Here is a 13,217-nt window from a genome sequence, read left to right as displayed (position 1 = left end):
CCGGTCGACCCATCGTGTCTATGCAGGCTGGCCATTACCCCCTGGGAGAAAGATCGGCTTCGTGAGGGTCCCACCACACCGGTGATCGGGCGCCGTGCGATGCCGGTACCGAGCAGGTACCGAACGATGTTCAGGTGCATTGGAATCTGCCCGGTCTTGGCCACCCATGAATACATCCGTAAGGCGGCATAACCGGGCACAAAAAAACGAAACCACATCGAGGAGCGCTTCGAATGCCATCACCGTCAGATTGAAGATGGTCTGGTGAAGTACCTCCCGGTTGCTGGTGGAGCGATGATCCGCATGGGCAACTCGATACCTGAGATGAGCGCCATGAAGCGCTTCAGCGAGATCATCGGCGATTAACGAACCACGAACCAAGGGTCGGCCGCTTCGCTGCCCTAACGCTTGTTTTATTTCTTGGGGATTGTTGGTGGCGATGCGGGACGAAAAATAAGCCTGCCATTGCTGATGCTGCAAAAGCGCCGCGATTCCATCGCCCAGATCGGAGAACTCACGGAAATCATCTCCGCCCGGGCTGTCCGGAAAATAAACGCCAACGGTACCGTGGATCGTCGGCCCCTCTTGGTCTGAAAAAACCAGCGCTCCGTCGATAGTGGTTGTGCTGCGCAAAGTACCGTGCTGCCCCTGGGCGCCCATTGCTCCACCCAGCAGGAGACCATGGACGTGAACCTCTCGCCCCTGGACCCGCTTGCGTTCCTTGACCGACGATGAATTGAGCACCGCGTCCAGCCATAGCTCGACAATTTTTTTGGGCCGCCCAGGCTTGACGTCAGCATCGATCACCACGGCTTTGAGCACGTCGTCGCCCTTGAGGCCAGCTTCGTAGCCCTTGAAAGCCAGATTGGCCCGATAAGCGTCCCACCATGAGTTCCTATAGTCCGATGCGTTCAGCTTCTCATCGAGGAATGTCTCGTAATTGCCGCCGATGTCCAGATCCGTCGCCATCTTGGCGAGTTCCGGCCCCTTCAGAACAATGAAACAACCGGTTACCGGATGACAGATTGGCACCCCTTCTTTATCGACAAGGTAAACAGGGCGTATCTCCCTCATCGCGTTCGAATACTGCGGTGGGCGCGTATTATCGATCATCAATTGGGTCAAGCTGGTGGCACGCGAGTCTTTTGGGGTACAGCTGGAACCTTGAAACAAGGTAATCAATGTCCGATCAGGATCGGGGTCTATATCAACATGCCAATGAGCACGCAGATAATCGATTAGCCGTTCGCGAGCGAACGCCGATAAGGTGTGCACGCGTTTGTCGGCCATTTTTCGGTCAGCCTCCAACACCTCATTTTCCAAGGCGCGATAGGTTCGTTTCTGTTCCAGCGTTGCAACCCTGTAGGCATTCGGACGGCTGTTTTTAAACAATGTCTCGCCGCGAGCAATCAGGAGACCATCGAGTGCCAGTATCGGCAGTTGCAAGGCCGCTTCAGCCTCTAGAGCAAAGCGAGCCAAATCGAACTGTACTTTTTCCGGCGCCCTCAGAACGGCTTGCAACGCGGCGTACTGGAGGTCGAGCAAGTCTTTTGCCGCCACTTCAAAAACATGTTCTTTGAGTGCCTGATCGATATTCCGAATTTTTCGTTTCTTTCCTTCATGCAAAGGCATGATCGAATCGACCATTTCCTGAAACTCATCGAACCGTTGCAGCCCCCCTTCCAGGGAATAGAGGAATAACGTCTGTCGATCGCTTTGTCTTATCACCATTGCAGCGGGCCATTTGCGCGACACGCCACTGTCCATTTCAAGCATGACTTCATAGACATGAGGAACACCCGCCTGGCTCATCAAGCTGGTCCTGGATGCCTCGGATGGGTGAGTTGTAATAAGGCTCAGCAGACGATCTTCATCGTATTGCAGGCTCCGCGCAGCTTGGGTTAGCCGAACAGAGCGATCTCGATCAGCCTTGTATAAATCGAATACGTAGAGAAATCGTTGGGAGAGCCTGAGGGCAAGCTCATCCAGCGCTGTAGAAGATGTCACCGGGTCGAGGGAATCGTTCGGGGTTTCTTTGGAATGGAATGCGGCTAGGTCGTCCAGAAACCTACGATGCAGACGATTGCTGGTTGTAGGGTTGGGGATATAAAGCGCCGATTTCATCGCTCCCAGGATGTTGGCATCCACCGGGTCGACGAACAGGCTATCGGCTTCTTCCACCGAGTCCGAACGTGTGAAGAAGCCCACCCCTGCGTGACCGTACGCAGGGGGTGTATCACGGCCCAAACAGTCCATCATGACGGCGCTGAGGCTCATCGAGGAAACCAACGAGCGCTTGCCAAGCGAATCCGTCGTGTAGCGATTCACATAGCAGTTATCCGGGTCGATCGCCTGCGCTACTGCTCCATGGGGCTTGCCTGGGTCGATCTTTTCCCTGATCGAATCGACAAGCAGATTCTTCAGCACGGTATCGAACGTCGGCAGGCCGGCGAACAAACGAGCCAGGTCAGCCAGGTGCGTTTCCAGCCGCACCAACTGTTTGCGGCGAGCAGCTTCGTAGGGGTCAGGCGGATTGTTTTGGCTGACGCCCCCAGTGTCGAAAGGTTGAACCGGGCCTCTGTAGCCCGGTGGAATGCCGGCTCGCAACTTGCGCAGGAGAGTGTTTGAAAGCCCATGGCCGTCAATGCGAAGGGCTGAAAAATCCAGCCTCATGCGACTCCTATGAGGATATTTAATCCAGCTCTCACATTGGATGTAATCCGCGATGGGCGAAACAGGCTTGCTTTGATAGGCCTCTGAAAAACCTTGTGTAACAGCGGCACGCAAGGGAACCGATGCGACTTTATACTCCGCAGCCGAATCAACGGCTTTAACTTCCTGGTAGGTCACGCGAAGCGCTGTATCGCCGCGCAGCCCCAACGCTGACAACCATTGGTCCGCAAACTCGTGCGGCTCGAATAAATGGCCACCGGGCGGTTTATCGAGCGGGACCAGGGTAACGGGAGGCGCTTGGAGCGGTGCGTTGGATTCATCTGTCAGTAATGTAGTCATGAGCGGGGCCGTGTTCTATTGAGGAACCCGGACCCTATCGTGCCGCCAGCGCTGTGAAGACATACATATATATAGGTTGATGTAACGTCCGATTACGTCGATTTGCGCCTCATTTCTCCGAACGGCTTGAGGGACTCGCGAGTCATTCCCATGCGCAAGTACTGCCAGGCCCAATCCGGTACCGCCAGGTTGCTTTGCAAATACAACGCGAAATCCAACAGGCTGTGACCCAATCGATCAACCGGAAAATCAAAGTGGTACAGGTATTGTTGGGCCAGGCTCTGATCGACGCCGAGCAACTCCATGACAATCCGGTTCGCACGGGCCGGCTCCGCCCCTAGACTGGCGCTCAAGTCACTCACGAAACCGTGCTCGGAGCGGAACACATCGGGTTGCCTCAGGGTAGCCAGAATGTTGGTGTCGCTGTAATGAGGTCCCACCAGATCGTTCCAGATACTTCGGGCCAGCGCCGGCGAATGACCGGGCATGGTTTGAAGGGTTCTCAAGATACCCGGCCTGTGTATCAGGATGTCGACCCGGCTGTTGGAAGGTCGCTCCCCTGGCGCACTGAATAACCTGGCGACGGCCGGTATATCGACATCGTCAATATTTCCACGGGCGCCACCGATAAATTTCATGAAGTCAACCAAGGCCTGTCGATGGAAAAGTATTTCACGGACATTCTCATCATCGAACTCTCTCATCCATTGGATATCGATGTTGCCGGTGAGGATCATTTCTTCGTAACGGGTGTTGGCATAGGCAGCGATGAGTTGGAGTCGCGCATCGGTCAATGATGAATCGCGCACCCACCTGGCCACTACATTCAGTGGCAACATGCCGCTCAAATGATACGAGACCACTTGGGACGACAGTAGGATACGAGCCCGCCGCAACAGATCAGGAAACCGCTGGAGGATGACTTCGTAGAAATCAACGAATGCCTCGACCTTGTCGTAATAAATATACCGACTGAACAACTCCGCTTCGTCACTGACGATCTTTCCTGTGTCCTGCTTGATTCTGCGCTGGGCAAATTTCAGGTCGTCTTCGTCTACCAGATAGACTTCGTCCAGCAAATCGTCGTCATCGCTCAATCTGTCGTGAACGTTCGGGTCATACCTGACATACGCGTCATGGTTCCTGGGATGGTGGTCCGTCAACTCCCTGGCCCTCACGCCGTATTCGAGCATGGCGTGCATGACATCCTGGGAAAGCATGAGGTGTTCATTGTTGATCAGCTCTTCAATCTCACGGTCTTCGATCGGCCCCAACAATATATCCTTGAAGAACCTCTTCAATACTTGATCGCCAACGGTGTAGAAAGGAGAGCTGTTGGTCCGCAACAGAGGCCCTGGGGGCCTTGGCGATACGAAACGGCCAATGTGCCGCAGCATCTCCGGTAAAAGGTTGGAATACTCTCGTTCGAAAACGCGACTGGCCGTGGCATTCGCAAACGCACGCAGGTAACTCAAGGCTGGCTGAAACAAGTTGTGCGGATTGACGGCCTCGGAAACAATCTGAGCGAGATCAAACAGGGCCACCTTGCCCAGCAGGTCCTTCAACCTTGGGGCATTTTCGACCAGCGCCAGCTGCAGCGCGGATATCCTTGGCACAAAATCGCTGACTTCGGGGTGTTGATCGATATAGTCGCCGACTGCGTCGCGCAGTCCCTGCATCGTAAAGGTTGCTTGCGGCTGACCCGCGTTCAATCCGACGGCAAGGGCGTTGAAGAGGCAGTTACCGTCGGCGGCAATTTCCACGATCAGGTCATCCTGAATCAAACTGTAGTGGTTCCCTCCCGTTCGTCTCAGGACGATATCCGTGCCGGATGCTTGCGGGTGAGCGCTGCCGGGATAGAAGACTTCATCGGCGCCCGGCGTAAAACGTATCGACCGGCTCTGGCCGGCGGTCACTTGATCGATGACCAACAGGCTTCGGTTTTGTGGCCAACTCGGCAGACGGGTGGCGATATAGGGAACCAGGTCTCCATAGTCGTTATTCCAACTGCCGGCGGTACGGATCAACCCGGAGTCCGTGGGGGACGACGGAGCGGGACGTTTGGACGGGCCTGGCTGCGGTGGGGTTTTCGCTGGCCGCTTCCCTCCTCCGCCCAGGCCAAACCCGACGGCGCGCCACTCGCCATTGGACATCCGTGCCACGGTATTTCTCATGACACCACTGGAGCGGATGCTCAACCCTGTTGTGGGATCGACGAGGGTGGCCTCGCTGGCGGACAACTTCGTGTGGTCGTGTACGCGAAAGACCGTCCCGTCGGGTTGCCGCACATAGACCTTTGCCGTGCTGTCGGTGCTGAGTTTAGGACGATAGAAACCCTGGGCATCCGGGGTCAGCCCTTGAATCGACGACGTATCCTTCACGGCAAAACGATGATAGATCGCTTGCTCCAGCGGTAATCCGGCCAAGGCTTCGTCAGCCTGTTGACGAGCCATCAACGCCAGGAACGAGGCTTGGCCCCGTGACGGAGTCGCCCATCCACGAGCGCCGCCCTGCCCTAGACGGTTGGCCACTTGGTCGACGAAAACCAGAGTATTGAAGTCCGTTGGCACCACCCCGCTCCTGAGCACGAACGAGCCGGTCCTCACGGCTCGCTTGAGCAGTTGGAAACCCGGCACCAGGAGCATGCCCGCGACGTCCATCAGAATATCGACCGCCATCATGAAAACGCGCGCCGCATGATGACGCTGAACGTCCCGGTTGCTGTTGGACTGGTGATTGGCGTGAGCGCTGTGGAACTGGACATGGGCCCGATGGAGGGCTTCCAGCAAGTCACCGGCGATCAACGAACCGCGGACCAACGGCCGACCCCGTCGCTGCGCCAATGACCCCTTTAATTCGTCTGGGTCGGGCGCGGAGATTCTCGAACGGAAATACGCCTGCCATTTTTCTTGCAACAGAAGCTGCCCAACGCCATCGCTCAGGTCAGAAAACTCCTGGATATCATCGCCATCGGGACTGTCAGGAAAATACACACCCACGGGACCTTTGATTTCTGGTCCCAGTTGATCGGAGAAAATCAGCGCGCCATCCACACTGAGCGCATTTCCCATCGTCCCCTGCTGCCCTCCCGCTGCCACGCTTCCCCCCAGCAGCAGGCCATGGACCTGCACCCGGCGTCCGGAAACCTGGCCGCGGGCCTCCGCCGTCGGTGATTTCAATACCGCGCCCAACCAGAGGGGGATTTGCTTTTGCAGATTCGACAGTTTACCGGTCTGGTCCAAGCCGGGGGCCTTGAATACGTCGCCCCTCAGCCGGGCCTCATGACATTTGAATTTCAGGTTCGCCAGGTACGCCGCCCGCCAGGCCGCCTTGTATTGCGGTGTGTTCATCTCCTTGCGCAGCAGGATTTCATAGTTTCCCCCCGCATCGATGCTAGTGGTCATGCGGGCAAGCTCGGGCCCAGTCAAAGTGATCGCAAGGCCAGTGTCCGGGTGTGTAATGCGCTGGCAGCGCTGATCGACAAGATGGAACGTGGACACCTCATTCATCGCCTCCCCATATTGCGGCGGGCGGAGATTGTCCAGAATCAATTGAGTCAGGCTGACGGTACGCGACTCCCTTGGGTTAGCTTTCTCGCCAAAGGAAAGCGTGACCTGTGTCCGGTCCGGATCGGGCTCTAGGGTTGGGTGTAGCGTTTGCTGAAGGTACGCTTGGATCTTCTGGCGGGTGAACTGCTGCAACGTCGGAACACGACCGGCCAAGCCGAACACGGCCTCGTACACCCGGCTTTCCAGACGACGATAGTTCGCTTGTTCCGACAAGGTGGCGGCCGCGTAGAAAGCGGGGCGGTTGTTTTCGACTCGGGTATGTCGACGCACGGCCAACGGCCCGTCGAGAGAGAGCACCGGCAAAGCCAGTGCATCTTCGACCTGTTGGACAAATGCCTTCAGGGTCAGCGTCCCATCGCTGGGTGTGCCCAGGACTGTTTCGAGCGCCGCGCTCTGCTGCGCCAACAGAGCCAGCGCCGCGCCTTCAAACACATGCCCGGACAGCTCGCAAGCTATATTCGCAATTGTGCGCTTGTGCCCGTTGTAGAGCGGTGTCACCACCGCGGCCATTGCCTGGAAAGAGCCGAAGCGTTGCAAACCGCCTTCCAGGGAATACAAGAACAGCCACGGTTGGTCGGTGTGCTTGATCACCATTGCAGCGGGCCACGGCTGCGGCGTCGCGCTGCCCATATCGAGCATGACTGCATAGACATGGGGGATGGGTGCTCGCAACAAACGATTCCTATCGGCCTTGTCGGGATGAGTGGTGATGATGTCCAGCAGACGATCATCCTCAGCCTGTTGCGTTCGCGCACTTTGATTTGACGAGGCAGCCGGCTTGCGGTCAGCTTTGTACAGGTTGAAAAAATGCAAGAAACGCTTGGAAAGCAGATGGGCGAAGGCCGCTTGCGCGGTCAACGGCTCCGTCGCGTCGAGGGCGTGCCCCCAGTTCTTACTGTCGCGAAAGCGTCCGAGGTCGTCACGCAACTGTTGTTTCACGCTCTCGTTTGTCGTCGGGTCGGCCACATAAAACACCGACTCCATGGCTCGTAGGATTTTGCTATCCGGCGGGCTGTAAAAAACACTGTCAGCTTCGTCCACGGCATCCGGGCGGGTGTAGAAGCCCACGCCACCGGCCGTGTAGGTGGGAGGTGAATCAGTTGCCAGACTGCTGCGCATCACTTCGGTAAAACTCTGCGAGCGCGTCAACGCACCAACACCATTGGGGTCAAGGGTGAAGTGATTCACATGCCAATGATCAGGCTGGATATTCTCAAGCAAGGCTGGACGAAATTTACGCTCGGGGATTTTCTTCCTGAGCGTATTGACCAGCAGATTGTTGAGCACCGTATCGAACGTCGGCAGGCCGGCAAACAAACGCGCCAGTTTCACCTGGTTGTCGTCCAGAAGCTTCAACTGCCGCAGTTGCTCTTTTACCCTGGGGGCTCAGGTCATCGTCTTGCGTGGGCGTTTCTGATTGAACGGGCTGACAGGATGGGTCGCCGGGCACTGCAGCAGCGTGGGCTGGCAATGAAGGGCTGGATTGGTTTCTTGCGTCGAAAGGCATGGAACTGTCCAAGGTCGATTGGAAAGTCCGAAACCTATACCGTCAGTCGGGCCGGACTGACGTACATATGTATAGGATCATTAGCGTTTTTCGGAAAACCGTAAGCTGACATGTACAGGCGATCGCCCCCTCTTCCGGCCGCCCGCCACGTCATTCAGCCCAACTGTTGCGCGAGTACGGCGATATGTTCCGGCCCGATTCCGCAGCAGCCGCCCAGGTGGCTCGCCCCGCGCTTTTGCCAGTCCGCCGCCCATTGAAGGTAGCCTGGTGGATCGAGGTCTTCGCGCAACGGGTCCAACCCGTCGTTGGCTGTCGCTTCCTTGGGCTGCGGCGGAAATGCATTGGCGTAGGCGCCGATATGAATCTCCACGCCCAAATGCTCGAAGGTCTGCCGTGCTGCATCGATTGCCGCACCGATCACCTCCGGCTGGCTGCAGTTGAACAACAGCACTTCGACACCCAGTTCAGCCGCCACCGCCGCCGCGTCCGCCACCGGTTCGCCGGAACGCAGGCGCGGCACTTCATCGGTGTCTTCGTCTTTCAGGGTGAAGGACAGCCAGAACGGCTTGCCGTCCTTCGGCAGCCCGGCGTGAATCGCCCGGGCTTCGATCTTGGAACTCTGAGTCTCTGCCAGCCACAAGTCGACATGGGGCGCCAGGCCGTTCACCAGTGGCGCCAACAGTTCACTGGCGCGAGCGGCGTCGAACAGGTCCGGCCGATAGGAACCGAACAACGGCGGCAGCGACCCGGCCACGCGCACCGCTTTGCCTGAGGCCTGTACCGCCCGTTGCGCCAACTCGCCAGCCAGCGCAGCCAAGGCCTGGCCTTCGGCGGCGAAACGCGCCTCGCCAATATGAAACGGCACCACGGCGTAACTGTTGCTGGTGATCACCTGGGCGCCGCTGGCAATGTAAGCCGCGTGCACGGCTTCTACCGCCAGGGGCGCCTCGCTCAAGGCCAGGGCCGACCACTCGGGCTGTCGAAACGGCGCGCCACGGCGTTGCAGTTCACGGCCCATGCCGCCATCGAGAATGACTGTTGCTACGCCCATATGCGATTCACTCATAAGCTTATGAAAAATACTCACTACCGGAGTAGTTCTTATAACTATTTAATGCGCACTCTTTCGCCAATCACAACCTCTTTTCCAACCAGGGATCGCCCATGAAATTTCAACCGTTGCTGGCCCTGGGCCTGGGTCTGCTGGCTGCGTCTTCCCAAGCGCTCGCAGGTATCACCCTGGATCGTATCGAACAGAAAAAAGAGCTCGTCGGCGTGTTGATGGAAAGCTATCCCCCTTTCTCGTTCCTCAATGACCAGAACCAGCTTGACGGTTTCGACGTGGACGTCGCCAAGGCCGTCGCGCAGAAACTGGGTGTGAAGCTGCGCCTGGAAACGCCGTCCTGGGACGTGATTGCGGCCGGTCGCTGGAGCGGGCGCTACGATATCTGCATCTGCTCCATGACACCGAGCAAGGCCCGCGCCGAGGTGTTCGATTTCCCGGTGCAGTACTACGCCTCGCCAGCGGTCATCGTGGTCAACGCCAAGGACGACAGCATCCATGGCGCCAAGGATCTGAGCGGCAAGAAGGTCGGCCTCACCAGCGCCTCCAGCTACGAGAGCTACCTGAACAAGAACCTGGTGATCGAAGGCGCCGAGGATACCCAACTGAGCTATCCATTCGAGAACGTACAGATCGCCCCGTATGACACCGATAACGTGGCGTTCCAAGACCTCGGCCTGGGCGCCGGAGTGCGCCTGGACGCGGTGCTGACCAACCTGGTGACCGCTCAGCCACGCCTGACCGAAGACAAGCGCTTCAAACTCGCTGGCGAAGCACTGTATGCCGAGCCAAACTCGGTCGCCATCGAAAAGGGTGACGCCGAGTGGAACAGCAAGGTGCAAGAAGTCTTCGCCCAACTGAAACAGGACGGCACCCTGAGCAAGCTCTCGCAAAAATGGATCGGCGCCGACATCAGCCAATGACCTCCATTCCGCCTCCTGTCCAGCTACCGCCACCGGTGACTGAGTCGCGCCTGCATAAAATCTTCGGCTTTCGCACACGCTTGTACCTGACGTGGGCGGTCATGCTGGTGCTGTTCGCCAGTTTTTTCCTGAGCTTCGACCTGAAGTTCTCGATCATCCTCGACAAACTGCCGAACCTGCTCGGTTTGCATCTGGCCGCCAACGGCTTCCTGCAGGGCGCGGTGCTGACGTTGTTCCTGTGCCTGTGCTCGATCGTCGCGTCGTCACTCCTGGGCTTCATCACCGCGCTGGCGCGGCTGTCCAGCAGTGCGGTGGCGTTCGGCATCGCCAGCTTCTATGCGTCGTTCTTTCGCGGCACCCCGCTGTTGATCCAGATTTTGCTGATCTACCTGGGCCTGCCCCAGCTGGGCATCGTTCCTGGCGCCATTGCCGCCGGCATCATCGCGTTGTCACTGAACTACGGCGCCTACCTGAGCGAAATCTTCCGCGCCGGCATCCTCGGCGTTCCCCACGGCCAACGCGAAGCCTCCCTCGCCCTGGGCATGGGCGAAACCGTGATCTTCTGGCGCGTCACCCTGCCCCAGGCCATGCGCACCATCATCCCGCCGGCCACCAACCAATTCATCTCCATGCTCAAGGACTCCTCCCTGATCTCGGTGATGGGCGTCTGGGAAGTGATGTTCCTGGCGCAATCTTATGGTCGCTCCAGCTATCGCTATATCGAAATGCTGACCACGGCGGCGATTATCTACTGGCTGATGTCCATTGCGCTGGAGCTGATTCAAGCGCGGATGGAGCGGCATTATGGAAAGGCTTACCTAAAGCGCAGCTAATCGATCGTGTATGAACCTGCTGTAGGGTAAAGCTACAGGCTCCGCCAGCCATCGCGACGATGGAGGGAACCGAGCACGACCGGCCTACGCTCTTCATCCGCCAATTCGCCTCTGCGGCGAGAAGATGGCTGGCATCGCCGCTTTCGGTGAATTTTTAGAGTGCGACCTTCTCCACTACAGGTCGCATTCAATGCCTACCCAACACCTATTCCTGCCCCACCATCTTGCCTTGGCAATAACCTTGGCCCTCGGCTGTGCCGAGGTTTCGATGGCCCAGTCAGTTACCGAGGACCCCCGCCCCGTTGAAACAACCGCGAAGATGCAGGCGAGGCTCAAAGCGTTCGCGGCGGCGCCGGATACAAACATCGAACCGGTCACCAAGGCCCAGGAAGCGCCCCTATCGATGAGCGACGGCAATGACCTGGTGATTGTCAGTAAGCAAGGCGAACTTTTCGGGCCCACTGACGGCGGCGGCGGTACCAATGTTCTGCAGTTGGATATCAGCAAGGGAGGCGTAATCGGCCCAACCGGCAACTTCAAGGATCTGTACCTCAAGCAAGGCGAATGGTTGAACAGTGGCGCGCTCACCGGTGCAAGCCTGGTTGACTCAAAGGCAAAGCTGGCCAACACCGGTCAGATAACGGGCGCGGTGCATGTGCTTGGCGTATTCCATAACCCAGGTACCGTGGCCGGGCCTGTGTTCGTTGGAAAAAACGGCACGTTCAGCGGCAACGGGACGGTCGACGCGCTGGATGTGACGGGTTTGGTTGAAGTCGGTCCAGTCATGGGTGCCCCCTCGGTTACCCATGACCTGAAGCTGTCCAAAAGCGCGACGCTGGCTTATGGAGTCGACGCGGAGAAAGGCGGCGCCACGATCAAGGTTGGCGGTACCGCGACGTTAGGCAATGCAACGTTGAAGATCACGTCTCTGTCGGGCGAGTCCATCGCTGAGAACAAACACGTCGTGATAAAAGCGCAAAAAGTCGAAGGGAAGTTCGGGAACGTCATCAACGAACTGGCCTTGATGACGGCAACACCTGAGTACGCCACGGGAGAAGTAGGATTGACCCTTGCGCTTAAGGACAAGGTGCCCAACGAGATCGCGCCCACGGTTAATAGCCAAGCGGTTATAGGCAGTATCGTGGAACACCATGCCGAAGCAACGGAGGCTGGCCCCGCCGTCGCTTTACCCGCTGAACAAATATCCGCCACAGAATCGCAAACCCGTCATCCCGCGTCATATCCCAACGAACCCGCGAAAGTGGCAGCCAACCCCAAACCCAACGCCGCCATCAACGCCCTGCTCGGTACCAACATGGCCACCGCCGCCGATGCCATCGACCAACTGGGCGGTTACGACACGGCAGACCTGGGCAGTGCGACTTTAAGCAGCGTCGCACCGATCAGCTCGGGAATGCTCTCCGCCATGGGCCGGAACAACCCGACGGGTGAGCATGGCAATGGCCAGGTCTGGGTCCAGGCCATCGGCAACAACGGCAGCCTCGCCAAGCAATTGGGCAGCTTTGCCCTGAAGCATTCGACCAAAGGTTTGATGCTGGGAACCGACTGGGCCGTCAGCCCCGATTGGCGCCTGGGCGTCATCGGCAGCAAAACCCAGACACGGCTGGACAGCTATCAATTCGACGGCGCGCTGGACAGTTGGCTGGTGGGTGCCTATGCCTTGCGCCAGGACGGGCCAGTGGCCCTGCGCCTGGGTGCCGTTTATGGCAGCCATGACGGAAGCACCAAACGCCATGTTGGGTTCAATGGTTTCAGGGATCACCTCAAGGGTCGCTACGACGCCACGACACAACAGATCTTTGGACAGGTCGGCTACAACCTGGACGTCGGACACTTCGATATGGAGCCCTACATCCAGGTGGGTTACCAACGCTACCAACGCGACGCCTATGCAGAAAAAGGTGGCGATGCTGCATTGCAATACCACGACCAGAGCCAGGAACACTTCAGCAGCGATCTCGGCCTGCGTATCGCCCACCCTTTTGCGTTCGACCAAGGCATGCGGTTGACGCCACGCGTGGATGTCGGCTGGAAACACCTATACGGCGACATCAGGGGCAGCTCCCATCAACGCCTGGCTAACGGTGGCAGCACCTACATCATCCAAGGGGTGGAACTGGACCGGGACAGCCTGCTCTTGCAAGCGGGGTTGGACCTGGCCATGTCGCCACGTCACACCCTGGGGTTGAGCTACAGCGCAGAAACGGGCCAGGACAACCGTAACGGCGCGTTGACCGGGCAATGGCGGATGGCGTTCTAACGGGCAAAAAAAGGGGAGCACCTGCTCCC

The 13,217-nt window shown here is 58.1% G+C and carries 6 protein-coding genes; 3 read left to right on the top strand and 3 right to left on the bottom strand.

The window, feature by feature from the left end; all coding sequences use genetic code 11:
* Positions 1–18: 18 nt before the first annotated feature.
* From DOCECA_RS22675 to DOCECA_RS22665, 3 genes are all read right to left on the bottom strand, one after another.
* Positions 19–3,012, bottom strand: a complete 2,994-nt coding sequence (locus tag DOCECA_RS22675) for a dermonecrotic toxin domain-containing protein (protein ID WP_445571120.1) — start codon at positions 3,010–3,012, stop codon at positions 19–21.
* 92 nt (positions 3,013–3,104) lie between these two features.
* A complete protein-coding gene (locus DOCECA_RS22670; protein ID WP_445571119.1) occupies positions 3,105–7,937 on the bottom strand; it encodes a dermonecrotic toxin domain-containing protein in 4,833 nt (1,610 codons plus the stop codon).
* A 305-nt stretch (positions 7,938–8,242) separates the two neighbouring features.
* Positions 8,243–9,139 (bottom strand): homocysteine S-methyltransferase family protein, encoded by an 897-nt coding sequence (locus DOCECA_RS22665; protein WP_445571118.1) that lies wholly within the window; start codon positions 9,137–9,139, stop codon positions 8,243–8,245.
* Positions 9,140–9,252: 113 nt separating this feature from the next.
* On the opposite strand from DOCECA_RS22665, the gene DOCECA_RS22660 reads away from it, so the two are divergent.
* The 3 genes from DOCECA_RS22660 (at position 9,253) to DOCECA_RS22650 (ending at position 13,188) form a co-directional block, all read left to right on the top strand.
* Positions 9,253–10,074 carry an ABC transporter substrate-binding protein gene (locus DOCECA_RS22660; protein WP_434649613.1) on the top strand — a complete coding sequence of 274 codons (822 nt, stop codon included), beginning with the start codon at positions 9,253–9,255 and terminating at the stop codon, positions 10,072–10,074.
* Positions 10,071–10,907 (top strand): amino acid ABC transporter permease, encoded by an 837-nt coding sequence (locus DOCECA_RS22655; protein ID WP_445571117.1) that lies wholly within the window; start codon positions 10,071–10,073, stop codon positions 10,905–10,907. The genes DOCECA_RS22660 and DOCECA_RS22655 overlap by 4 nt, the downstream gene beginning before the upstream one ends.
* Positions 10,908–11,097: 190 nt before the next feature.
* Positions 11,098–13,188, top strand: a complete 2,091-nt coding sequence (locus tag DOCECA_RS22650; protein WP_445571116.1) for an autotransporter outer membrane beta-barrel domain-containing protein — start codon at positions 11,098–11,100, stop codon at positions 13,186–13,188.
* Positions 13,189–13,217 lie beyond the last annotated feature (29 nt).

The organism is Pseudomonas sp. E102 (assembly GCF_052660185.1).
Note: the sequence above shows the minus strand (reverse complement) of the source record. Positions and strands in the feature narration are given on the sequence as shown.